General features: G+C 66.7%; 21 protein-coding genes and 1 pseudogene. 9 read left to right on the top strand and 13 right to left on the bottom strand.

All coding sequences use genetic code 11. The features are described from left to right. Window positions 1-171: 171 nt before the first annotated feature. The 7 genes from STRCI_RS29015 to STRCI_RS28985 all read left to right on the top strand — a co-directional run bounded on the left by STRCI_RS29015 (window position 172) and on the right by STRCI_RS28985 (window position 8,049). On the top strand, window positions 172-642 hold the full coding sequence (locus tag STRCI_RS29015; RefSeq protein ID WP_269661901.1) for a hypothetical protein: 471 nt from the start codon (window positions 172-174) through the stop codon (window positions 640-642). Then, a complete protein-coding gene (locus STRCI_RS29010) occupies window positions 639-866 on the top strand; it encodes a hypothetical protein (protein WP_269661900.1) in 228 nt (75 codons plus the stop codon). The genes STRCI_RS29015 and STRCI_RS29010 overlap by 4 nt, the downstream gene beginning before the upstream one ends. Window positions 867-944: 78 nt before the next feature. Beyond that, window positions 945-2,087, top strand: coding sequence for a hypothetical protein (locus STRCI_RS29005; protein WP_269661899.1), 1,143 nt, complete (start codon window positions 945-947; stop codon window positions 2,085-2,087). Window positions 2,088-2,145: 58 nt separating this feature from the next. Then, on the top strand, window positions 2,146-3,621 hold the full coding sequence (locus tag STRCI_RS29000) for a tyrosine-type recombinase/integrase (protein WP_269661898.1): 1,476 nt from the start codon (window positions 2,146-2,148) through the stop codon (window positions 3,619-3,621). Beyond that, window positions 3,618-5,513, top strand: a complete 1,896-nt coding sequence (locus STRCI_RS28995) for a hypothetical protein (RefSeq protein WP_269661897.1) — start codon at window positions 3,618-3,620, stop codon at window positions 5,511-5,513. The genes STRCI_RS29000 and STRCI_RS28995 overlap by 4 nt, the downstream gene beginning before the upstream one ends. Further along, window positions 5,510-7,645 (top strand): hypothetical protein, encoded by a 2,136-nt coding sequence (locus STRCI_RS28990; protein ID WP_269661896.1) that lies wholly within the window; start codon window positions 5,510-5,512, stop codon window positions 7,643-7,645. The genes STRCI_RS28995 and STRCI_RS28990 overlap by 4 nt, the downstream gene beginning before the upstream one ends. Further along, a complete protein-coding gene (locus STRCI_RS28985; RefSeq protein ID WP_269661895.1) occupies window positions 7,642-8,049 on the top strand; it encodes a hypothetical protein in 408 nt (135 codons plus the stop codon). Before STRCI_RS28990 ends, STRCI_RS28985 begins: the two co-directional genes overlap by 4 nt. 265 nt (window positions 8,050-8,314) lie before the next feature. Here STRCI_RS28985 and STRCI_RS28980 read toward each other — a convergent pair whose 3' ends face one another. From STRCI_RS28980 to STRCI_RS28965, 4 genes are all read right to left on the bottom strand, one after another. Then, window positions 8,315-8,560 carry a hypothetical protein gene (locus STRCI_RS28980; RefSeq protein ID WP_269661894.1) on the bottom strand — a complete coding sequence of 82 codons (246 nt, stop codon included), beginning with the start codon at window positions 8,558-8,560 and terminating at the stop codon, window positions 8,315-8,317. Window positions 8,561-8,949: 389 nt separating this feature from the next. After that, the gene (locus tag STRCI_RS28975; RefSeq protein ID WP_269661893.1) at window positions 8,950-9,432 is read right to left on the bottom strand and encodes a hypothetical protein; all 483 of its coding nucleotides are present in this window, start codon (window positions 9,430-9,432) and stop codon (window positions 8,950-8,952) included. Then, window positions 9,429-11,546: a hypothetical protein gene (locus tag STRCI_RS28970; protein ID WP_269661892.1), complete on the bottom strand. Its 2,118-nt coding sequence runs from the start codon at window positions 11,544-11,546 to the stop codon at window positions 9,429-9,431. Before STRCI_RS28970 ends, STRCI_RS28975 begins: the two co-directional genes overlap by 4 nt. 361 nt (window positions 11,547-11,907) lie before the next feature. Beyond that, on the bottom strand, window positions 11,908-12,162 hold the full coding sequence (locus tag STRCI_RS28965) for a hypothetical protein (RefSeq protein WP_269664806.1): 255 nt from the start codon (window positions 12,160-12,162) through the stop codon (window positions 11,908-11,910). 436 nt (window positions 12,163-12,598) lie between these two features. Between STRCI_RS28965 and STRCI_RS28960 the strand changes: the two genes are divergently transcribed. Both STRCI_RS28960 and STRCI_RS28955 read left to right on the top strand, forming a co-directional pair. Continuing rightward, window positions 12,599-14,335, top strand: a complete 1,737-nt coding sequence (locus STRCI_RS28960; RefSeq protein ID WP_269661891.1) for an ATP-dependent nuclease — start codon at window positions 12,599-12,601, stop codon at window positions 14,333-14,335. Further along, on the top strand, window positions 14,332-16,086 hold the full coding sequence (locus STRCI_RS28955; RefSeq protein WP_269661890.1) for an ATP-dependent helicase: 1,755 nt from the start codon (window positions 14,332-14,334) through the stop codon (window positions 16,084-16,086). The genes STRCI_RS28960 and STRCI_RS28955 overlap by 4 nt, the downstream gene beginning before the upstream one ends. 493 nt (window positions 16,087-16,579) lie before the next feature. On the opposite strand, the pseudogene STRCI_RS28950 reads toward STRCI_RS28955, so the two are convergent. The 9 genes and pseudogenes from STRCI_RS28950 to rplS all read right to left on the bottom strand — a co-directional run. Beyond that, window positions 16,580-17,692 (bottom strand): annotated as a pseudogene (locus STRCI_RS28950) (YifB family Mg chelatase-like AAA ATPase); the annotation flags it as partial. Next, entirely contained in the window at window positions 17,692-18,054 is a 363-nt protein-coding gene (locus STRCI_RS28945; RefSeq protein WP_269661889.1) for a YraN family protein, read from the bottom strand. The gene STRCI_RS28945 and the pseudogene STRCI_RS28950, both read right to left, overlap by 1 nt. Window positions 18,055-18,165: 111 nt before the next feature. Next, on the bottom strand, window positions 18,166-18,474 hold the full coding sequence (locus STRCI_RS28940; protein WP_003993268.1) for a DUF2469 domain-containing protein: 309 nt from the start codon (window positions 18,472-18,474) through the stop codon (window positions 18,166-18,168). Window positions 18,475-18,530: 56 nt separating this feature from the next. Then, on the bottom strand, window positions 18,531-19,037 hold the full coding sequence (locus STRCI_RS28935) for an NUDIX hydrolase (protein ID WP_269661888.1): 507 nt from the start codon (window positions 19,035-19,037) through the stop codon (window positions 18,531-18,533). Continuing rightward, the gene (lepB, locus tag STRCI_RS28930) at window positions 19,027-19,797 is read right to left on the bottom strand and encodes a signal peptidase I (protein WP_269661887.1); all 771 of its coding nucleotides are present in this window, start codon (window positions 19,795-19,797) and stop codon (window positions 19,027-19,029) included. The genes STRCI_RS28935 and lepB (STRCI_RS28930) overlap by 11 nt, the downstream gene beginning before the upstream one ends. Before the next feature lie 51 nt (window positions 19,798-19,848). Further along, on the bottom strand, window positions 19,849-20,808 hold the full coding sequence (lepB, locus tag STRCI_RS28925) for a signal peptidase I (protein WP_269661886.1): 960 nt from the start codon (window positions 20,806-20,808) through the stop codon (window positions 19,849-19,851). Beyond that, window positions 20,699-21,787: a signal peptidase I gene (lepB, locus tag STRCI_RS28920; RefSeq protein WP_269661885.1), complete on the bottom strand. Its 1,089-nt coding sequence runs from the start codon at window positions 21,785-21,787 to the stop codon at window positions 20,699-20,701. Before lepB (STRCI_RS28920) ends, lepB (STRCI_RS28925) begins: the two co-directional genes overlap by 110 nt. Then, window positions 21,780-22,496, bottom strand: a complete 717-nt coding sequence (gene lepB, locus STRCI_RS28915; protein ID WP_269661884.1) for a signal peptidase I — start codon at window positions 22,494-22,496, stop codon at window positions 21,780-21,782. The genes lepB (STRCI_RS28920) and lepB (STRCI_RS28915) overlap by 8 nt, the downstream gene beginning before the upstream one ends. Before the next feature lie 45 nt (window positions 22,497-22,541). Then, window positions 22,542-22,892 carry a 50S ribosomal protein L19 gene (gene rplS, locus STRCI_RS28910; RefSeq protein ID WP_015657568.1) on the bottom strand — a complete coding sequence of 117 codons (351 nt, stop codon included), beginning with the start codon at window positions 22,890-22,892 and terminating at the stop codon, window positions 22,542-22,544. Window positions 22,893-22,942 lie beyond the last annotated feature (50 nt).

The raw sequence follows: 22,942 nt of genomic DNA, 5'->3' as shown, positions 1-22,942 counted from the left end.
GCCGTACAGGACCTGACCTGCGACGACAGGTTGCGCAGGCCGATCCGCCCCACCCCCGCCTCCGGCCGGTTTCAGCGGCCCCGGACCCATGTCCGGGCCAGCCGTGACCGCCCGGCTTACCGGCCCACCATCCCCGGCTCCACCAAGCCCCGTCCCTGCTGCGAGGAACCCGTGACCGACCACGCCTCCACCGACACCGCGTACGCGACGTGGATGTCGCTCCAGCCCATCACCCGCCCCGGCGACGTGCCGATCACCACGCCCATCGCGTGGATGGAGAACCGCCGGGCTGATCACTCCCTGGCATTCCTGCTCAGCCGCCACGACCCCAAACGGCACGGCCCCACCGACGCCCTGGCCTGCCTCGCCCTCGGCGAGGCCATCCGCACCGAGCTGGGCCACTACCGCGGCTCGCTCGTCCACGACGCCCGACTCCGCAGCGCCATCTGGCAGCAGATCGCCGACGCACTCGACACCGACATCCCCAGCGCCCAGCAACTCCTGCGCGACTGGGCCGACGGCCAGCACCGCCTCTACCAGTCCGAGCCGCTCAGCGGCCACCGCCTCGGGCTGACCGCCGCCGGGCACCAGGCCGTCCTCGACCTCATCCCGACCACTGACCCCGGATGGAGAACACCGTGAACTCCCGCACCCCCGCCGTCTCTTCGGCCCCCGGCAGCGCCCAGCCGGTCGACGTCCGGCTCATCGGCGACGACCGCGCCGTCCGCGCCCTGGTCGCTGCCCTCCAGCAGTCCGCCGCCTGCGGCCCGGCCACCTACAAGCCCATGCGCAACAGCAACGGCACCCGCGCCCACCTGTCGGTCATCGTCCCTGCCCCCGGTGACCCACAGCACGGCCACAGCTGACACCCAGCCCATCCGGCGACCTTGACCGAACCACTCATCCCATCTGCGGCTTTTGCCGCCCCGACGGAAAGGCTCTTCATGTCCGAGCCCACGAGCAGCCCTGTGATCCGCTTCCAGCCGGCTGTCGGACAGGAACGCACCTACGACTTCGCGGCGTTGCCATGCCCGCCGCTGCACGCGCCGCTGGCCGATGCCTTGCAGGCACGCCTCGCACCAGCCACGGGCAGCGTGTACACGCTCGCCTGCGCGGACGGCTACTTCGGCACCATCCGCCGCTTCCTAGCCTTCCTGAGCATGCAGGACCAGCCGCTGAGCTGCCTCGGCGATGTGAGCCCCGAGCACCTGTACACCTACCGGGACGTCGAGGGAGCCACCCGGAGCGCGGCGGGTATCCGACATGAAGTCGCCCAGCTGTGCCGCCTGCTGCACGACGCCCCCTACGGCTCCCTCCACCCCGCCGTGTGGGACCTGATCAAGACACCCCGGACGGTCACCGGGCCACAGCCGCCCCGGAAGGCGCTGCAGCTGTACTCCCACCGCGAATACACCGCGCTGCTCCAGGCCGCCCGCGCAGACGCAGCCCGGACCGTCGCCCGCCTCGCCTCCTCCGAGCAGCTCTTGGCCGCGTTCCATGCCGCGCCGCACACGCTCAGTGAGAAGGACCAGGCCGCCGCCCGGCTGCTGGACGTCATGCACCGCACCGGCCGCATCCCCCACGTTCACGGGCAGCGCAAGCAGGACACCGCCCGGCAGCTCTTCCTCACCCTGGCCGACGCGGCCCCGCTGTTCGTGCTGGCCATGGCCCTCGGCGGACTGCGGGTCACCGAGACCGCCGGACTGCTCGCCCGGCACACGGTGGACAACGGCGCCGTCGTCCTCCGACTCGACCAGCGCGCTAAGCAGGGCAACGCCCCGTTCCGGTGGGCGGTCCGCGGCGAGGGGCACAACCCGCTGAACAGCGCCGGCGACTTCTACCTCCTGCTGCACCGACTCACCCAGCGCAGCCGCCGCTTCTCCGGCACACCCCAGCTGTGGAACCTGTGGACCTGCCGTAGCGCCAACCTCAGCGGTCACGCCCCGCTCTCGTGCCACTCGCTCTCGCCCCTGCTGAATACCTGGGCCCACCGGCACCGCCTGACCGCCGACGACGACGGCCCCCTCACCGTCCAGATGCCCCGCCTGCGGGCCACCGCCCGGGCCCAGGCCCACCCGCGCGGCTGACCAATCACCTGGCCGACGGAGCCGCCTGGCTCCGCCTTTTCGATCAACAACAGGAACCATGAGCGAACTTGACTGGCGGGTTGTCTACACCCGCCGCGACCTGCCCCGGCCTCAGACTGCGGACCCACTCATCGACACGCTGTGGGACCTGGACGAGTGGCTGGACAAGCACAGCATCAGCAACGGACGGCCATTTCTGATCAGCCCAGACGGCCGCTACGACACGGACCTGAACCGGTTCTTCGACACCGTCCTGAACACCTCCCCCGTGGACACCCAGCGGGCCTACGCCTCCGACCTCAAGCTGTGGCTGACCTTCCTGTGGGTCAGCCGCGGCCGCAAGGACTGGCGGGACGCGACTCCGGAGGACCGCGCCGCTTACAAGCAGTGGCGCACGACCGACCCACGCGGCCCGCACGTGGACTGGACCACCTGGGACCGCGAGGTGGCCACCGTCAACCAGTTCTACATCTGGGCCGCGAGTCCCAAGCGGAGGCTTGTGGAGGAGAATCCGATCCTGCAGCGCGAAAACCGTGCGCCGGAACATCACCGCCGCGGACGCAGCACCACCCCGGCCGAAGCGTCTCACCAGGGGGCGGCCAAGGACGTCAAGTGGCTCACACCCCGGATGTACCGGATGTGGCGAGACGTGGGGCTGCGCGGCTACACCCCCGAGGGACTGCCCGACCCGTCGTTTCGGGGCCGGTTCGCGTCCCGCAACGCCACCTACGCCGACCTGATGATCCGCACCGGGCTGCGGCTGTGCGAGCAGACATCGCTGTCGGTGTTCGAGGTGCCCTCCGAGGTGCCCGGCACGCTGAACGCCCGTACGTGGATTCCTCACGTCATCGCCAAGTACGGCTCGGCCCGCCACATCTACATCCCCTCCTCCGCCCTGAAGGAGGTATGGGAGTACATGGAGATGGAACGGCTGGACGCCATCGACTACGCCCGCGAGCAGGGCCTGTACGAGCGCGTCCGCAACCCGCTGGTCATCGCCGACCGGCGCCGGCCGCTCGTGACGGTCGACGGTCGGCGACTGACCGTCGACCAGCTCGGTCACGAAGAGCGGCAGCGGCTGTTCATCGACACCCCCGACGGCCTGGAACCGGCAGCGTTGTGGCTGAGCGAGTCCGGGATGCCCAGCGGCCGGTCCTGCTGGCAGCAAGTCTTCAAGACCGCCAACGGGCGGTGTGGCCGCCACGGCGTCCGCGATACGGCCCACCCGCACAAGCTCCGTCATTCCTACGCCGTCATCACCCTCGAACAGCTGTGGAGGGGGCACATCCAGGAGCTGGCCGCTCTCAACCCCGGCCAGCGCCAGACCTACCAGATGGTCTTCGGAGATCCCCTGAACTGGGTCCGCATGCGGCTGGGCCATCGCTCCACCGTCACCACTCAGCGATACCTGCACACCCTGCAGGAACTGGCGATGGAGACCCGTCTGGCCCTGATCCCCGACAGCTGGGAACCCACCGGCGTTCACCCGACCGACCTGACCGAGCCCACGCCCAGCCAGGAGGACATCGCGTGAGCGAGACCGCCGCCGCCCCGATTCCCGCTCCGCGCCCCGGGCGCGGACGCACCTCCGCCATGCCCGAGGGGACCTACCAGGCCGAGTCCGCGCCCGTCACTGCGGCTCGGACGCTGGTCGTCCCGTTCCACGGCGAGGACGGCCGCCGCTGGGAGTACGACTTCTCCACCCTGCCCAGTCACGCGTTGCACGCCGAGCTGGCCGCTGCTTTCGCCGTGCGAACCGGCCCGGTCGGCGGTCTGCGGACCAAGGTCAGCGCGGATGCGAGTTTCCAGATCCTGCGGCGCTTCCTTCTCTTCCTGGAATCCCTCAAGCAGCCTCCCCGTTCCATCTCGGAATTGACGTCGCGGCAGCTGGAGCGCTTCCGGCTGCACCGTACGGAGTCCGCCTCCCTGGCGACCGCCCGCGCGGACTTGATGGGTCTGATCACCGTGCTGCGGCACGTCAACCCGCCGGACCTCCTCGGCCAGGAGCTGAGGGAATACCTTCAACAGCCCGGCCACAGCCGTCACCAGAAGCGCTCCGGCCTTCCGGGGTACTCCGACCGCGAGTTCCGCGACATCATGACCGCCGCCCGAAGCGACGTGGCAGCCATCCGCGACCGCATGCGCAGGATCGACCGGCTGTTGGAAACCTTCCGCTCCACCCCCGAGGCCTTGACGCCCGACGAGCGGGCCAGCGCCGCGGTGCTGGACGAAATCGATCGCACCGGGACCATCCCCCAAGTCCGCAATCGCATCGGTCTGCAGGACAGCGCCGCCCGGTTCGCCTTGGCCCAGGAGGTATTCCTCATCGAACCGGACCTGGTCCCTCTGCTAGTGCTGGGCATCGGCCTGACCGGCCGCAATGCCGAGACCATCAAGGAGTTGCCCACCGAACACCGTGTGGTGGAGGACCGGGCAGTGGCGCTCACACTGATCAAGCGACGTCGCAGCAAGGGCAACAGCCGGGACACCGTGCACTGGGAGATCGGCACCACCGAAAGCCGTCAGCTCCACACCCCCGGTGGCTACTACCTCCTGCTGCACCACCTGACCCGGCGCGGCCGGAGGCTGTCCGGCGGCCAGCGGATCTGGAGCATCTGGGCGGGTGCCGCCGGCCGGAGAGGCGCCGACTGGGAGGCCAAGGCTGCCGCCAACGGTCACATCGACCCATTCGGAGCCCGCCTCAACCGCTCACTGCACCTGAACCGGTGGAGTCGGCGTCACGGACTTACCGACGACTCCGGCCAGCCGCTGGCACTGAACCTGAACCGGCTCAAGACCACGGTGGAGGTGCGCACCACCAAGGCCGTGGGCGGGCACCTGCCCTCGGCCTCACGGACCAACACCCTGGACGTCTCCTTCGCTCACTACCTCCAAGGCGACCCCCGTATCCGGGAGTGGGCGGACCAGGTCATCACGTCGGCCATCGACGACGCGGAAAACGCGGCACGTGCCTTCCGCCCACAGATCCTCGATGCCGCCGGCGAGCAGGCTCTGGCCGCCGCGCCGGACGCCACCTCACAGCAGTACGGCGCCGAGCCCGCCGTACTGAAGAACGCCGTGGCGGGCCAACTGGACACCCTCGCCAGCTCCTGCCTGAACATCGATCACAGCCCGTTCACCAAGAACGGCCCGTGCGATGTGTCCTTCCTGACCTGCCTGCGCTGCCCGAACGCCCTCATCGCCGAACGCCATCTACCCGCCCTACTGGCCGTCGTGGACGCCCTTCAGGAAGCGCTGGAGACCACCAGCGTCGACTCCTGGATCGAAAAGCACGGACGGACCTGGCTCATGCTCACCCGCCTGATCCTGCCCAAGTTCACCGACGCCCAGCGCGACAAGGCCGCCCAGTCCAAGCCTGTCTTCCTTGGCCTGGATCTTCTCGACGGACCCAAGGAACCCCGATGACCACTTCAGCTGCCCGCACCCTGTTTCCGGGCATCCCCCACGACGCCCTCGTGTTCGCCAACCAGCCCCTGGTCGCCGGCTACGTCCTGGAATCCACGGCCCGTTTCGGCGACGACAAGTGGGATCTCTCCCCGGTTCTTCACCAGCGCCACCAGCACGTCCTTAGCATCGACTTCACCACCTTGCCGATCCAGTTCCGCGCCGTGACCAAGGAACTGTTCTTCGCCCTGCTCACCAACGACCATCCGCAGAACCTCGAACCGGTACGCCCCGTCACCATCCGCGGCCACTTCAGCAAGGTCAAAGACTTCCTAGTCTGGGCGGACCAGCGAGGCATCACCGCACTGCCCGCCGTGACCGCCGAAGACCTGGAGGCCTACAGCCAGCGCCTTATCGACCTGCGCAACACCCGGCACGACCGGACCGCCAAGCTCGGCGCGGTCCGCCTGCTCTGGGGTTACCGCACCAAACTCTTCACCCCGACTCTGTCGCTGGACCCCATCACGGTATGGGCCGACCCCTCCTCCGCCGCTGTCCGCAAGATCTCCTCGCGCGCTCGGGAGAACCGCACCCACCGCATCCCAGAACAGATCCTGGCGCCCCTGCTCACCTGGGCCCTGCGCTGGACCGAGGAGTTCGCCGACGACGTCCTGCGCGCCCAGGAGGAGTATCTGCAGTTGCGGGACTCGCCTCCCCTGGCCGGTCGCGGCAGCGGCCACACCGGACACCGCGACCGGCTGGACGAGGTGCTGGACCACTACCGCACCACGGGACGCCCCCTGCCCCTCAGAACCTATGCAGGGGGCCTCGGCTCCCGCCTCGGGGTGAACGTCCACTTCCTGGCGCGCAAAGCACGAGTCCATCCCAGCACCATGGTCGGCGAACTGTGCTGGCCGCTGGTCGAGGAAGCATTTGACGAGTTCGGCCTGGACGACGCGACCTACCTCCACACCCCAATCCGCGCCAAATTGGATGGCCACCCCTGGGTGAAGGCCATCGACTACAACAACATCGAGATGTACGTCCGGCTGCTGCAGACAGCTGCCTACATCGTGATCGCGTTCCTGTCCGGCATGCGCGACAGCGAGGTCAAGCACATGAAGCGCGGCTGTGTGAATGTCTGGCGCGACGAGGACGGCCGTGCCGTCCGGCACCGGGTCACCAGCCAGGCATTCAAAGGCGAAGACACCCCTCTCGGTGTCGAAGCCACCTGGATCGTCAACGCCACCGTGGCCCGCGCCGTTGATGTTCTGGAACGGATGCACTCCGAGGCGCACAACCTGCTGTTCACCCTGCCCGCCGTCTCGCGCGGCTACAAGCGATCCGGCGAGATCAGCACGAACCGCCCCGCTCCGACCGTGAAGAATTCCACCGTCACCAACCGGGACCTCACCGAGTTCCTCCAGTGGGTCAACCAGTACTGCGCCGACCACGGCCGCGACGACCGCATCCCGGACGTCAACGGGCAGGAATGGCGGCTCCAGACCCGGCAGTTCCGCCGGACCCTGGCCTGGTTCATCGCCCGCCAGCCCGGAGGCACCATCGCGGGCGCGATCCAGTACCGCCACCACAGCGTGCAGATGTTCGAAGGCTATGCCGGTACCTCCTCCTCGGGATTCCGTCACGAGGTCGAAGCCGAACAGGCGCTCGCCCGGGGCGAGAAACTGGGTGATCTCATCCTCAGCCCGGCCCCCGGCCAACTGGCGGGCCCTGCCGCCGCAGAGGCCGAGTCCCGGCTCTCCGCCTTCGAAAACGACGTCCAGTTCCTCGGCAAGGTCATCGCCGACGAGAAGCGGCTGGCACGACACATGCGCCGCCACGACCCACACATCTACCCCGGCGAGTTTGTCACCTGCGTCTACAACGCCGACCGGGCCCTGTGCCGCCGGGGAGATGACGATGGCCCGTCACTGCCGGACTGCCAGCCGCTCAAGTGCCGCAACGTCGCGCTCACCGCCGAGAACGCCAACGCCTTCCTGGCCTGGCTCCAGCGCATGGAAAACGCGTTGGCCAACGGCGTCCTCCTCGCTCCCTACCTACGGGACCGCATGGAACAGCGGCGCACCGAACTCACCGACTTCCTCAACGCCAACAACATCCCCACCACCACGACGCAGGAGACCGAGCGGTGACCCGGCCAACCCTCACCGAGAACGACGTGAAGCTCGCCATGGACATAGTCCTCCGAGAGAGCCAGGAGACAGGCCGGCGCCCAACCATCACGGCAGTAGAAAGTCGTCTGGACATCAAGCACGCCACCTTCTACCGGAACTTCCCCCACCTCATCGCCTGGTTCCAGGAACAGGCCGACGCCCAGCGCAACACCCCCAAGCCGGAACAAGACACCAAGCAGAAGAAGAGCCCGGACGACACCATCGCTGACCTCCGCCGCGAGAACACCCAGCTCCGTCGCACCCTCGCCATCTACGCCGAGGCGCTGCGCCAACTCACCCTCGACTACGAGGAAGTACACAGCCAATTCCAGCAATCTGCGGAGGTAACCGACCTCGCGACCCACCGTAGCCGTCGGCCCTGATTCCCAGTCCAAGCCAACCGCGCGGAGGCGCCGCCCAACTATTGGGCGGCGCCTCCGCGTTGTCTGTATCAACAACAGGCAGCCAGCCGCCTGCCCCGACTTCAGGGCGACTCAGAGACGCCCGTCTGGTTCCAAACGCGCAGGTAGAGCTGTGATTCGATGACGCCATCGCTGGTTGGCCGTAGGGCGGGCTCCTGCACTGTATGGTGCTGGCCGAGGCTGGTGACGATGGCACGGATCGTGTTCTCGTCCGCAGCAGTAATCATCAGGTGAGCAACACGGTGAACGCCTCCGACACCCGCCGAGCGTTCGCTTCCTTGTCCGACAACGCGGTTGAGTACGCCAGTTCCCTGACCGCCTGCGGCAGATTCCCAGCGCCCATGTCTTCCCAGGCATCGACGTTCAGTGCCGTCTGCCTGACGTCGGCGACCGCCTCGGCCAGGGCATCGCGCGCTTCCGCCACCCGTACCGATTTCGCTCCGGCCGGCGCCCTCAGTTCCTGCTTGTCCATGGCGGAAGTCTGCCCTAGATGCGGAGTCGGGGTGGGCGGCGAGCTTAACTCCCCGCACAGCTCCTCGAACCACCGCATTTCGGCAGGATTGTGGTCGATCGGCACCAGCAGGCCTCAGTGGTCGGGTCGGTGGCGGCGGTCGCGCTGCCGTCGACGCCCGCGCCCTGTCGCGCAGAAGCAGTACCAGCATGGTCACCAGCGCCTCGGACACCTTCGGGCTCTCGGCCGCCAGCTTGTCCGACGGAACCCTCACCACGCCCCACCTTAGGGACGAGAACCGACACCGCTGTCTAGGGCCGGCCGTGGGGCCACTGTCGGTCAGCTGTCGGAAAGGGCCTGGGTCCCGGCTGATGGATCTGCCGGGACCCAGGCCTTCGCCTGGCTAGGGGCTACCTCACCTGGTGGGGCACGAAGGCCAGCGAGGCGGGCGTTTGCGTGAGATCCACGCGGGGGTGGGCCGAGCCGTCCACCGGGTTCAGCAGCCGGGCCGTCCACCCTTCGGCGTTGCGGACGGCCTCCAGGCGGATGCCGTCCACCAGGGGCAGCACGGTCAGCAGGCACCAGGACGTCCGTCGGGCCGTCCCGGCGGTGGGGTGGGTGTAGTGCTCGCCCAGCCGGTCTGCGACCGCATCCCGGCCCTGGCGGCATACGCTGCCCACGTACCGGCACCCGTACCGGTTGTCCCACGCGACGTAGACCGCGCAGCACGCGGCGACCCGGCGGCGTACCTCGGCCGGCCGGGCCGGGCACACCACCACCGACGACGTCCGGCCGCTGCCCGAGCCGGCGCCGTCGAGGACCGGGCTCACCAGCCGCAGCACCCGCTGCAGCTGCCGCCCGATCTCGGGGGGCAGGGCGAGGCGGGCGCTCACTCGGTGTCCTCGTCTTCGTCCAGGTCCTCGACGAAGATGGACGTGTCGGCCGGCCCGAACTGCACGAGGATCTCGCTGAGCTTGCTCAGCTGCATGCGCAGCGCCTGGACGGTCTCGAAGGTGCCGAAGACCTGGTTGCCGCGCTTCTTGCTCAGCCGGGCCAGGGCAAGTCCTGCCTTGGCCGCGTTGGTGATGCCCTGTTCGAGGATCCGGCGCTGGCGCGCGTCCTCGCCCTCGGGCTCCGCCGGCTTGCCGCTCGTCGTGATGGCCGCCCGGTTCTTGGCCATGGTGCGCTCGGCGTCGGCCGGGTCGGCGGCGTAGACGAGGTCCCACTCGTAGTCGATGATGACCTGCTCGCCGGCCTTGTCGAGCACGGGCTCACCGGCACGGACCGGCACGCCGTCGACCTCGCGGTCCTGGGTGTGGAACAGCTTGGGCAGCACGGTGGGGTTGGCGGCGACGTGGGCGAGGGCGAGGGAGTGCAGCATCCGCAGCCCGCCGGAGGTCTTCGACAGCAGCTCCAGGAGCTTGACGGGCGTGGCGCGGAAGGGGGCCTTGCGGCTGTCGCGCTCGGTGCCCTCCTTCGAGCCGCGGTCCCGGGTGATGTAGCCGTCGAGGATCGCGGCGGTCCCGCCGAGCACGGTCAGTTCCGCCACGGCCCCCGCGTCACCGTCGAGGGCGCGCGCGAGGATGTCGTCGAGCACCTCGAAGACGTCGTCGCCCTTGGTCAGCTCCCACGGCTTCTTCCACACCGTGTCGGTGATCGTGCCGCCGTTGCCGAAGGCGCGCAGCGGCTGCTCGATGCCGTCCTTGCTGCGGTAGGCGGACAGCGCCATGGGCGCCAGCCGCTCGCTGATGCGCATCCGGTCGGCCTTGCCCATCCCGAACTCCTGCTTGATCAGCAGGTTCATGGCGTACGCGTCCGGGCCAGCGAGCACCGCGTGCTGGTGAACCGCGGCCGCCCACAGCCGGTGCGCCGGCACGCCGAGCAGCTCGTGCATGGTGTCCGGGCCCACCGTGCCCGACAGCACCTGGAACTCCTCCGGCGTGATGAGCTCCTCGGCGCGGGCGTGCCGGTAGACGCGCTGCATGCCCTGCGTGTACTGCGCCCCCGACGTCCAGGGGGTCACATGCACGTGCAAGTTCGCCAGCAGGTCGTCACGGGCGGCCACCAGGTCCGTCAGCGGCCCGCCGTCGTCCGCCCGCGCGCCCACCACCACGACCGCCGGGAAGGCGATGGTGTGCCCCTCACGCCGGGTGGCCTCGGTGAGCGTGGACATCGCCAGGTTCTTGCGGGTACGGGCGGTGAGCTCGGTGACCCGGCGACGGGCGGCCGCCAGCTCCGAGCGGCTGCGCTCGCCGCTCTGCTCGGTCGAGCCGATGACGGAGCTGATGCAGGCCGAGATCGCCGCGTCGATGTCGCCGCCGGTACGCGCCCGCCACATGCTCACGTAGCGGCTGTTGCCGTCGCCGGCGACGAGGAAGGTGTCCTCGGTGCCGTCGTCGTACACGACGCGCATGACGAACAGCGTCAGCGGCTCCTTCACGCCCTGCTGGAGCACGCTCTGGGTGTAGTCGTTCTCGCGCTTCTGGGCGTTGAAGGTGTTGCGCATGCTCTCGGCGACCGCCTTGGCCAGAGCCTTGCGGTTGCGCATGCGGACGGTGAAGACCGCGACGGGCTTGCCGGTCTCCGGGTCGATGAGCGTCTCGTACGGCGTCGCCATGGACGTGGAGGGCTCCACGTCCATGGCGGTGTGCAGCTGGTCCGCCCACCGCTGGTTGATGATGTCCGGCAGGACGTTGAGGTCGAGGTAGCGCTCGTGGGGGGCGGTCGCGTACAGCGTGCCGCCCACGACCGGCTTGGCCGTCAGCAGGCTGACCTTCTCGCCGTCGACCAGGGCCCGCAGTCGCGCGGGGTCCACCGCGCCCGAGGTGACGGCGTTTGCCGCGGCCTCGTCGAGCGTGGTATCGGGGTTGTCCAGCAGCACCTTGCGGGCGCCGCGGAGCTTCGTGACGGGTTCCGGGTCCGGCACCGGTGCGGGGCGGCGCAGCAGGGGCGGGAGGCCGTCGTCGGGCTCCTGGCCGTCCATGCCGAAGTTTTCGTTCGTGTTCATGATCCTGCCCTCCAGGGCGTTGCGCGCAGCAGGAAATCCGCGGACAGGGCAACCCCTGCCTCCACTGCACGCCGTCCACTGGGGGCGGCGAGCGCCGTCACGCTCCGACCGCGGCTTCTGTACCGCGGTGTCCCGTGCCGACTGGCATTCCAAGGTTCCAGGCAAGCTGCTGGTCAGCCGATCCACAGGGATCGGACGCCCGTCGTCGACGGGTGCCAGCCGCTCTTCATGCCTCAGTTCGTTGCCTGTGGCATGCAGTTCCATGTAGCCAGAGCGGTGCGCGTCCGACGCGGCACCACCGCATCGGCAAACGCCGAGTGTACGCGCTTCCCTGTCAACGTGAAGCCGACCGGCTGGCGATTCAGCGTTTGATTCGACCGCGGACGGCGAGCACAGCGAGTGCGAGGAGGATCGGCTCCAGGAGGCGGGAGCCCATCTCGATGTAGGTGCCGGCGGTGGTCAGGTCTTGTCCGCTGGAGCGGAAGATGACCGAGTTGAAGGTGACGTTGTCGATGGGAATGCGAACCTCTGGCAGGTCAGCTGACAGCGAATGACCGCCCGCCCGCCGGACCTCGGGGGCCAGCAGGTGGGTAAGGCTAAGAGGCGAAATGATCATCCTCGCGCCTGTACGGGCAGTGGGCACCAGGCAGCGCGGATCACCGAATTCCGCCGGCGTCCGTTGGCTTGGAACGATACTGAGGTTCGCGATCGAGGGTGGTCCACACGCCGACCAGGACGTCATCGTCGATGCAGAGAACAGGTTTCCTCCCGGAGAACAGCTCGTGGATGGGATCCACTATCGACTCCGCATGTTCGCCACAGCGCCCCACACGTCAGCAGACTGACACTACTACTAACCCCACCGTCACTGACCGTCAGCGCACTTGTCCACACGACGAGCAGCACCCGAGGAGACTCGCATCCACACCCCGCAACCGAACGCCAGTTTGGGGTCGAAGTGAGTTTTGGGAAACCTGTTCCTCAGCGTGGGGTGGCCATCTAAAATGGGGCACTCATGCTTTGGAGTGCTCATCATTCGGAGGACATCGGCCATGCGCATCACAAGGCTGCGGATTAAGAACTTTCGTAATCTTGCTTCGGTCGATGTTCCGCTAAGCGCCTACAACGTATTCGTGGGCGAGAACAGGGTTGGTAAATCCAACCTCATCCATGCATTGCGTCTACTTTTTGACCCTACGCTTCCAAACAGCGACCGGAATCTCCGACGAGAAGACTTTTGGGATGGGCTGGCGAACGGCCGGATAGACTGGGACCCGTTCACGGAGAACGCTGAAATCTCTATCTCTGTAGACATCGAAGACTTCGAAGATGACGACCGAGCCTCAGCCGTCCTGGCGGGCGCCGTCGTCAGCAGATCCCCCGTTAAAGCGCGGCTCACATTCAAGTACGCACCAAAAGATCTCCCGGGCGACGCAACAGACGTTTCCGCATATCGCGCTTTCATCTTCCAGGGCGACGATGAAAGCAACTTCATGCCTGCAGAGCTTCGATCCTTCTTGCATCTGGCATTTCTACATGCTCTCAGAGATGTTGAATCAGACGTAACGAATTGGCGCCGTTCTCCACTACGTCAGCTTCTAGAAGCCGCAGCCGAGTCGTCCACCGCGACCGAGCTCACGAAGATTGCCGACTCTATCGAGCAAGCCAACAGTCAAGTCAGCGCCCTCCCCTCCATTAAGGATCTGGGCGACAAGATCACAAATCTCATGACAGATATGGTGGGACCCTCACATGCTCTCCAGTCAGAGCTTGGTGTTGCATCACCGGATCCCCAGAGACTAATCAGGACGCTACGGCTGTTCGTCGACGGCGATAACAAACGGCCCCTTTCAAGCGCCAGTCTCGGCAGCCTCAACATTCTGTACTTCACACTTATGGAGCTAGGGCTAGAGCGTCGACTGAGTAAGGAAATCGCCCACTCAATGCTCACTATTGAAGAGCCAGAGGCTCATCTCCATCCTCATCTACAACGTCTGGTATTTCGCCGTCTACTGGAGAGCGCAAGCGATACTCACACCGTTTTTGTGACCACCCAATCTCCTCATATTGCCAGCGCTGCCGGGCCACAGAACATCATCTTCCTCAGAGATAACGGAAAGTCCACCGATGCACTTTCCGCAGCCGATGCAAATCTCAGCGACGAAGACTGGGAAGACATCGCGAGGTACCTGGATGTGACCCGCGCGGAAATGATCTTTGCTAAGCGCGTACTGCTTGTCGAGGGGTACGCAGAGCAGGCTATCGTGCCCGCCTTGGCTGAAGGTCTTGGGTACGACCTGGATAAATACGGCATCACGGTATGCGCGATCCACGGCACCCACTTCCTTCCTTATATTGCGTTCTGCAAGGCTGTAGGCATCCCCTACGCCGTCATCACGGACGGTGATGAAACCGCATCGAAAGCAAAAGGAAGGAGGGTGGTAACCGGAAATCTTCGGGCTCGTAGGTGGTTGACTGCCCTCAAACAAAGCGGCACCGCGGAAGAGTCGGGAATCTTCGTAGGCAAGACAACTTTTGAGTTCGATCTGGCCTCAACGTCAGACGCTAATCTTCAGGCAGGAATCGCCACACTAAAAGGCCTTGCGCGAACTCAACAGGCTCTCAACGACATCACTTCGTGGGGAGGCCTGCTGCCAACCTATAAGCAGTACCTCGGCATGATCAGACGAGTGGGCGGAAAGGGTCGCTACGCCAACGCCGTTCTAGGCCACGAACTGGATTGTCCCGCTTACGTTCAAAACGCTATTGAGCACCTGGTGGCCCAGTGAAGCCTCTGCCAGCTTCAATCGAAGAGCTCAAGACGAACGAACGGCAATGGGAGGCATTCAACACAGAAGGCCACTGCGTGGTAACTGCACCACCAGGCAGCGGAAAGACCAAGCTACTTTCGACTCGCATCGCTTTTGATGTCGCCGCATATATATCGCCTCCCCAAGGGGCAGCGTGCGTAACACTCACCAATGCTGCCGCCGGAGAACTCGCTCGTCGAGTCAATTCCCTAACAGATCAGAGCCGGAGAAATCTATTCATTGGCACGGTACACGCATTCACGCTTAAGGAAATCATTCGTCCGTTCGCCACAGTATGCGGCTTCCCCGATCTGTTGACTCGGAAGATTGCGACAAACAAACAGGTGAATGCCGCCTATCGATCGGCTGTCGCAGAGATTTACCCTCGGGGCGAAGACACTAGAAATGTAATATCAACCGCCAAGCAGCATCTCACGATGCTAGCGACGGAAGACGAATGGAGAAAAGCAGGGGCACGGATTCAGCGGGTTGCTCAACGCTATTCGGAGGTCTTGGCGGACCAGGGGCTCGTCGACTTCGACTCACTTATTCGAGCCGCGTTGACTATCACGGAACAGAACAGCTTCGTTCGAAATCTTCTAGTCGCGAAGTTCCCCCGAATCTATGTCGACGAGTATCAGGATCTAGCACCAGCCCTGGACAAGATAGTTCGCCTGTTGTGCTTTGGAGAAGGTAAGAAATCGCTTCTCTTTGCCGTGGGTGACTACAACCAGGCCATCTATGGGTGGCTTGGAAGTAGGCCTGAACTCCTGAAGGAAATAGGTCAACTAGAGGGCGTGTCACCTGTTGAACTCAAAGTAAACTATCGCTGCGCTCAAGAAATCATCGATGCCGCCAATAGGCTCCTGGAAGTTGGCGGGGTTGAAGGAACACGCAGCGGCGGGTCCGTCGAAGCGCACTATTGCCCTGGGGGAATCCTGAGGCAGTATGACAAGGTAGCCGACACCATCGCTCACCTAATCGCTTCAGGGGAACCTGAACACGAGATAGCTGTGCTCTGTCCAACCAATGATCATTCCGCCCTCTTTGTGGAAGTGTGTCGTAGCCTCGGGATACCAGCCGTAAATCAAGGATCCCCTTACGTATCCACTACCTTTACAGCGCTAGTTGAGCAGCTGGCAGTTTGGGTGGTGCACGGAGGTGAAGATGCCGTTGATCCTTCTCGACTGCTCCTTGATTGGAAGTATCTTCACGAGAGTACACAGGATGGGTTGGAATCGGAAGTGGCACTACTGAAAGCCATACGCGAATCCACCGCTGGAGAATCCGCCGCATCCTTTCTGCAGCGCCTAATGTCCAGTAGCCCTGGCAACGGGTCCGGCCTGCTTCGATCCGAAGATCAGGCATCGTGCACAGAATTGACGGAAATGTTTGCAGCCGATGGCGAGTTGGCCCACTGGACCACAAATGAGCTAAGCGAGCGCGGCCGAAGGAAAGGACAGGTGCAGGCGTGCACCATGTCATCAAGCAAGGGCCTTGAATTCGACTACGTCTTCATAGTCGGCGCCAACGACGGCATGATCCCCCACTTTTCTTCACAGTACTCCGCATCAAAGATGGCGGAGGATCAGCGAAAATTCTATGTGTCCGTCACACGCGCTCGCCAGGAAACACACATCTACTATTCTGAGTGGATCGAATGGCTAACCACCGGAAATAGTCGCCCGAGCGGACCGAGCAGATTCCTGCGTCAAATGGGGCTCGTATGACGGGGAACAGCGCTGACTCGTTCACCGAGCCGAAGAGCAGACCCGAGTTCCTCGGCCGATGCCAACTGCTTCGGCCAGCCACAGCGTGGCCACCGGGCCGAACAGTCGACGCTGGCGATCACCCGTGTGCTGGGCTAGGAGCCCGGCGGGCCTCAACGGCCCTCTGCCGGGCCAGAATCGGACCTGAGTGCCCGACTACCACGCCGCGACGGATGCGAGCCCAGAGGCGACCTGGCGGCCGTCTGGCCACGGGCGGGAGCAGCTTGAACGAGGCGGTCTCAAGTAACCGGCGCGAGGACCAACCAGGTCACGGACAGAAACGGTATGCCTGTGGTACCCGACAAGTACGGCGCACAAGCAAGCGGCACCCCACTTCCGCACACACAGTAACGACTGCACGAGAAGGCTTCTGCCAACCAAGAAACGGACTCGTGCCCCCTCGCGAGCGGGCGGACAACTGATTCCCCCCGTTGGACATGTCCACACCCGCATAAGCGAGCACCATCAGGAACTTCGCCGGGAACCGGACGACACCCGCGCTGCGTGCGATCACGACATGCCCGGACTCCAGGGGCTGCCGGAGCGCGTCGAGGGTCTGGCCGCTGAACTCGGGGGTCTCGTCCAGGAACAGGACGCCTCGGTGGGAGAGCGACACGGCGCCCGGACGGGCGATCCCGGGGCCGCCGCCGACCAGGGCCTGCATGGTCGCCGAGTGGTGCGGGGCGCAGTAGGGCGGGATGTCGATCAGGGGCTTGCCCGGAGGCAGCAGTCCCGCCACCGAGTGCACCGCGGTGACCTCCAGCGACTCCTCCCTGGCCAGCCGGGGCAGGATGGCGGGCAGCCGTTCGGCGAGCATCGTCTTGCCCGCGCCGGGCGGCCCCTCCAGGAACAGATGGTGCCCGCCCGCAGCGGCGACCTCCACGGCCGTACGGGCCGAGTGCTGGCCCACCACGTCGGCGAGGTCATGCCCGCTGTCGTGCTGTGCCGCTCCGGAGCTGTGCATCCCGGTGGCCGCACCCGTGCCCGGCACCCGCAGTCCGGCGAGCAGCGGGTCGGGGCGCCCCGGCTCGTCGGGTTCCTCGTCCGGCACCGGCTCGTCCGTCAGCACGGCGATCAGCTGACGCAGACTGCGCACCCCCAGCACGGAGACGCCCGGTACCAGGGACGCCTCGGCGGCGGCGCACTCCGGCACGACCACCTGTTCGTATCCGGCGCTCGCCGCGGCCAGCACGGCCGGGAGGATGCCCCGGACGGGTCGTACCCGCCCGTCCAGGCCCAGCTCCCCGATCATCACGATGTCGGCGAGCACCCGCGGGTCGATCCGTTCCGCGGCTCCCAGGACCGCACAGGCGACGGCCAGATCGAAGCCGGAGCCCGCCTTGGGGACCGATGCCGGACTGAGCCCCACCGTCAGCTTCTTCTGCGGCCACTCGGCCCCCGAGTTCACCACGGCGGCCCGAACCCGATCCCGGCTCTCCGTCAGGCTCTTGTCCGGCAGCCCCACCAGCGTGAAGGCCGCGACGCCCGGTTCCAGGTCGGCCTGTACCTCTACGACCACGCCTTCGACGCCGACGAGGGCCACCGAGCAGGTGCGTGCGAAACCCATCACGCCACCCCCCGTGCGTGCTCGACGACGGGTGCGCCCCGCCCGGGGAGCAGGATCCCGATGACGTCGATGCGGACGCCGCCGGGTGGGGCCCCACCGTGGGTCTGGATCCAGCGTTCGGCCAGATCGCGCAGGCGTTCCGCCTTCTCGGGGGTCACCGCGGCCATCGGGTGTTCGAAGCAGTCGGCCCTGCGGGTCTTCACCTCGACCACGACGAGCGCGTCCCCGTCCCGCGCCACGATGTCGATCTCGCCGGTCCGGCCACAGCGCCAGTTGCGCTCCAGGACCGTCATCCCGGCCTCGGCCAGCCGCCGGGCGGCCAGCCTCTCTCCGTACTTGCCGAGTGCACTGCGTGCGTTCATGTCGGCACCACCTCCGGCACCGACGATCACGCATCCGCCCCCATCGAAATGATCTTGGGGGACGACTCACTGCTTGTGGATAACGTCGTCAGCCGCAGGAGGGCACAGCGGTCACCCGCTCGGCAGTTCGAGGTCGCTCTTGTTCAGCTCCTCGATATTCACGTCCTTGAACGTGAGCACCCGTACCTGCTTCACGAAGCGGGCCGGCCGGTACATGTCCCAGACCCAGGCATCCGCCATGGACACCTCGAAGAACACCTCTCCCTGGACCGAGTGCACCTGCATCTCGTAGTCATTGGTGAGGTAGAAGCGCCGCTCGGTCTCGATCACGTATTTGAACAGACCGACGACATCGCGGTACTCCCGGTAGAGCTTGAGCTCCATCTCGGTCTCGTACTTCTCGAGGTCCTCGGCGCTCATGGCATGTTCCCCTTCAGCCGTGCGATCCCACCATTGTGCGCCAGTCCCGCGAGCCCCTAGACGATTTCGGTGTCAAGGGTCACGGGCCCGGCCGGGGGACCTTCGTCGAGCAGCCTGCGCAGCAGCTCGGCGAGTCTGGTCGGATACACCGTCTCATGTGCCTGGGTCAGTTCCTGACACGTCCACCAGCGCGCTCCGGCGACGCTGCGCCGCTCCAGCTCGGTCAGCGCGACGGCCCGCGTCACCGTCTGTGCCGTACGGGCCAGGTAGTACCACTCGTCCTGGTCCCAGCGCCGCCCGGCGAACGGGAACGAGCACGTCCGCCGCCACAGCACAGGGCCGAGATCGACCTCGGTGATACCGGTCTCCTCCGCGAGTTCCCGCAGCGCGGCCTGCTCCCGGGTCTCGTCACCCTCGACGCCCCCGCCCGGCGTGAACCACCAGTCGTCACTCGCGTCCTCCGGCTCATGGCCGTGCAGGAGCAGGATGCGGTTCTCGGGGTCCAGCAGCACCACCCGCGCGACCTTGCGCAGACCGCCCGCGTACGTGTCCTCAGCGGGCACCCGCGGGCTCCGTCCTGGTGCGGGACCGGCCGCCGAGCCACTTCGCCACCGGGCCGTAGGCGCCACCGCCGAGCACCAGCACCGCGCCCACCACGATCAGGCCGATCATCATGCGCAGCGGACCCGGCGAGGAGAGCTCGCCCAGCTTCTCGAATCCGCTGGGGCGCTCCAGCATGCCGTCCATCGGCCAGACGACGGCGTCGACCCGGGCCGACACCACGTCCCGCGAGACCGTGCCGCTCGCGGCGTCCGCCAGATGCGCGGTGGAGTCCAGCGAGCCCGACCGCTCGTCACCGAGCAGGAACAGCCGCCCCTCCGGCACGGTCACCGTCGGGAAGTTCTGGATCTCGGCCAGGCTGTCCTCGGGCAGGTACGGTTCGTCGATCGTCTTGCCGTCGACCGTCAGTTTGCCGTCCGTGCAGCAGGCGACGGTGTCCCCGCCGATGGCCACGACCCGCTTGACCACGGGAGCGTTCGCCCAGTTCGCGTCCTTGAAGACCACGACATCGCCCCGGCGGATGTCCGCGCCGTCGATCCGCTCGGCCAGCACCCGCTCACCGGCGTCAATGGTCGGCGTCATCGAACTGGTGGGCACGGTGTACGGCCGGTAGACCACCGCCGCCCAGGCGAACCCGCCCAGGAACAGCACCAGGCCCAGCGCCACGGCAATTCCGGACAGTCGCTGTCCGAGCTTGCTGCCCGCCGGGCCGTTGCCTCCGCTGCTCGGCGGGGCCGTACGTGTCGTGCTCTCACCACCCATGGGTCCGCACCCTACCCGGGGGTACGCCCCCGGGTCAGCCCATGGTCTGGATCATTCGGCGCCCTGCCGGGAACGCCTGCGGCGCCACAGGGCGATCGGCAGGACACCGGCGAGCGCGAGGCCCTCGGGGGCGACGGCCACCGCCCGGGCACTGAGGTTCTGGTCGAACGTGTCCGGAACCGGCAGAGTGTCCCAGCGGTTGATCGGCCAGGCGACGACGATGGCACGTCCGACGACCTCGTCGACGGGGACCATGCCCTTGTTGGCGTCCGCCTGGTTGTAGCGGGAGTCCCGGGAGTTCTGCCGGTGGTCGCCCATGACCCAGATGTGGCCCTCGGGCACCTTCACCTTGAACTGGCCGCCCTGGTCGTCCACGGTGCACGGGGTGTTGCCCGGGTAGACGTACGACGTCTCGTTCAGCGCCTTGCCGTTGACCTTCAGCGGGCCGGTGCCGTTGCACTCGACCGTGTCACCGCCGACCCCGATGACCCGCTTGATCAGGTCCTTCTCCTCCGCGGACGGCATCAGGCCGATCCAGCTGAGGAAGGTCTGCAGGGCGTTGGGCTCGGGCGTCGGCTCGCCCAGCAGCCACTTGTCGGGGTCGTGGAAGACGACGACCTCGCCGCGCTCGGGCTCGGAGCCGAACCAGGGCGTGAGCTTGTCGACCAGGACCCGGTCGCCCTGCTGGAGGGTGTTCTGCATCGAGTCGGACGGGATGGAGAAGGCCTGCACCAGGAACGTCTTGATCAGTAGCGCCAGCACCAGCGCGATACCGATCAGGATGGGCAGCTCCTTCCAGAAGGAGCGGGGCTTCTTCACCGTGGGGGCCGAGTCACCAGGCCCCTGGCCGTCCGTGCGGGTCCGCTCCCCGGCCGTCGGGGTCTCGTCGGCCGCGCCGGATTCATTCCCGGAGGTCACGGCGCCGTCCGCGCCCGGGGCGGCCGATTCCGCGGCACGTCCGCGGTCCTCGCCGTCGTGCCCGGATCGTGCGCCTACCGCCACATCCCCCACGCCAACTCCTTACTCTGTGCCGCTGCCTGCCCCAGAGGCGACGCAGGCCCACCACTCCCATAACGAGCGGGAGTTCCGCAGGGGTCGGGAGTCGGATCGTTCCGTTCGGATCGTCGGGGGCAACCCTATGCGACAGCTGGGGAGCCGCGGACGACCCGGTGGCCGAGTCGGAGACGGATGCGTAGGTTTTCGGTTCGTCCAGGGAACCCCAGTGGCCGAAGGGCCAGGCGATGACCATGGCGCGGCCCACCACCTCGTCCTCGGAGACGGTGCCGCCGTTCTGGTCCTGGTGCGCGCGGGAGTCGGCGGAGTCGGCCCGGTGATCGCCCATCACCCACAGCCGCCCCTCGGGGACGGTGATGTCGAACCGGGTCTGTGAGGGGGCGTTCCCGGGGAAGAGGTAGTCCTGCTCCGACAGCGGGACGCCGTTGACGGTGACCCGGCCCTGGGTGTCACAGCACTTGACCCGGTCGCCGCCCACCCCGACGACCCGCTTGATGAGGTCCTTCTCGTCCTCCGACGGCAGCAGACCGATGAAGGTGAGCCCTTCCTTGATCTGCTTGATGACGACGGGGTCTTCCTTCTTGGCGATGGGCTGCTCGTCCTGGAGCCAGCCGCCGGGGTCCTTGAACACGACGACGTCCCCGCGCTGCGGCTTGGAGCCGAACCACGGGGTGAGCTTGTCGACCAGGACCCGGTCGCCGATCTGGATCGTCTGCTCCATGGAGCCGGACGGGATCACGAAGGCCTGCACGAGGAAGGTCTTGAGGACCAGCGCTATGAGCACCGCGACACCGACCAGGAGCGGGATCTCCTTGATCGCGCTGCGCCGGCGTCGGCGCTTGACCTTGCGCTGGAGCTTGCGGCGCTCCGCGCGTGAGCGGCCGCCGGCCGCCGAGAAGGCGCGCCGGGAGCCGGTGGGCAGGAGGTTTTCGGCGGCGCTGCTGGGTGCCCCGCGAGGCTTTCCGCGGTTACCCATGGGCACCGTCCGGTTCGGGCACGCGCGCGTAGGCGTCGGGACGCTCCAGGCGGGTCCAGTGGTCGCTGGGCCAGGCGATCCAGTCGGCCCGGCCGATGACCTCGCCGACGGGGATCATGCCGCCGCCCGGGGAGCCCAGGTGGTCGCGGGAGTCGCTGGAGGCGCTGCGGTGGTCGCCGAGGAGGAAGAGGGTGCCCTCGGGCACGACGAGGTCGAAGGAGACGCTGGACGGATCGTCTCCGGGGTACAGGAATGCCGACTCGTCGACCGACCGGCCGTTCACCTGGATCCTCCCCTCCTTGTCGCAGCAGACCACGTGGTCTCCCCCCACACCGACAACGCGTTTGATGTAGTCCGCGTCCCCGAAATACCCGGTTCCGTCGAAGACGACGACATCGCCACGCTGCGGCTGAGCACCGAAACGGTACGCCAACTTATTTACGAGAACGCGGTCCCCGATCCTCAATCCGCGCTCCATGGATCCGCTGGGGATCTGGAACGGCTGGAGCACGAAGGCGTTGAGGAGCAGCAGGAAGAGCAGGCAGACCAGCAGGGTCAGGGTGATCCAGCCGCCGGGCAGCCAGTCCGTGATCCGCGACACCAACGCGAAACGCGACCGTCCCTCCGGCCCTCTCGCGGCCGAGGTCTCCTCGGTGGCGGCAGGGCGGGAGGAGCGGTCGCGCTCCGTCGGCTGTGCTTCGGTGTCCATCGGGGCCAGATGCTATCCGGCCCCGCTGTGACGTACCGAAAGCGCTCAGTTCTCGCGCTTCTCCTTGATCTTCGCGGCCTTGCCGCGGAGCTCACGGAGGTAGTACAGCTTGGCGCGACGCACGTCACCCTTGGTGACGAGCTCGATCTTCTCGACGATCGGGGTGTGCACCGGGAAGGTGCGCTCGACGCCCACCGAGAAGGAGACCTTGCGGACCGTGAAGGTCTCGCGGACACCGGCGCCCTGGCGACGGATGACTACGCCCTTGAACTGCTGCACACGGGAGCGGTTGCCCTCGATGACGCGGACGTGGACGTTGACGGTGTCACCCGGGCGGAAGGCCGGGAGGTCGCTGCGCAGCGACGCGGCGTCGACGGAGTCGAGCAGGTGAGACATTTCGTCTGCTTTCTTCACCCATGCCACAGGTCATAGGCGGGAGCTAGGTG

The organism is Streptomyces cinnabarinus, assembly GCF_027270315.1.
GTDB lineage: Bacteria > Actinomycetota > Actinomycetes > Streptomycetales > Streptomycetaceae > Streptomyces > Streptomyces cinnabarinus.
This window is presented reverse-complemented; position numbering and strand designations above follow the sequence as displayed.

Excerpts from the sequence above, each read along its gene's own strand:
- STRCI_RS29005 (WP_269661899.1), top strand. The coding sequence starts at position 945 with ATGTCCGAGCCCACGAGCAGCCCTGTGATCCGCTTCCAGCCGGCTGTC.
- STRCI_RS29000 (WP_269661898.1), top strand. The coding sequence starts at position 2,146 with ATGAGCGAACTTGACTGGCGGGTTGTCTACACCCGCCGCGACCTGCCC.
- STRCI_RS28990 (WP_269661896.1), top strand. The coding sequence starts at position 5,510 with ATGACCACTTCAGCTGCCCGCACCCTGTTTCCGGGCATCCCCCACGAC.
- STRCI_RS28980 (WP_269661894.1), bottom strand. The coding sequence starts at position 8,560 with ATGGACAAGCAGGAACTGAGGGCGCCGGCCGGAGCGAAATCGGTACGG.
- STRCI_RS28970 (WP_269661892.1), bottom strand. The coding sequence starts at position 11,546 with ATGAACACGAACGAAAACTTCGGCATGGACGGCCAGGAGCCCGACGAC.
- STRCI_RS28965 (WP_269664806.1), bottom strand. The coding sequence starts at position 12,162 with ATGATCATTTCGCCTCTTAGCCTTACCCACCTGCTGGCCCCCGAGGTC.
- STRCI_RS28960 (WP_269661891.1), top strand. The coding sequence starts at position 12,599 with ATGCGCATCACAAGGCTGCGGATTAAGAACTTTCGTAATCTTGCTTCG.
- STRCI_RS28945 (WP_269661889.1), bottom strand. The coding sequence starts at position 18,054 with ATGAACGCACGCAGTGCACTCGGCAAGTACGGAGAGAGGCTGGCCGCC.
- STRCI_RS28940 (WP_003993268.1), bottom strand. The coding sequence starts at position 18,474 with ATGAGCGCCGAGGACCTCGAGAAGTACGAGACCGAGATGGAGCTCAAG.
- lepB (WP_269661887.1), bottom strand. The coding sequence starts at position 19,797 with ATGGGTGGTGAGAGCACGACACGTACGGCCCCGCCGAGCAGCGGAGGC.
- lepB (WP_269661885.1), bottom strand. The coding sequence starts at position 21,787 with ATGGGTAACCGCGGAAAGCCTCGCGGGGCACCCAGCAGCGCCGCCGAA.
- lepB (WP_269661884.1), bottom strand. The coding sequence starts at position 22,496 with ATGGACACCGAAGCACAGCCGACGGAGCGCGACCGCTCCTCCCGCCCT.
- rplS (WP_015657568.1), bottom strand. The coding sequence starts at position 22,892 with ATGTCTCACCTGCTCGACTCCGTCGACGCCGCGTCGCTGCGCAGCGAC.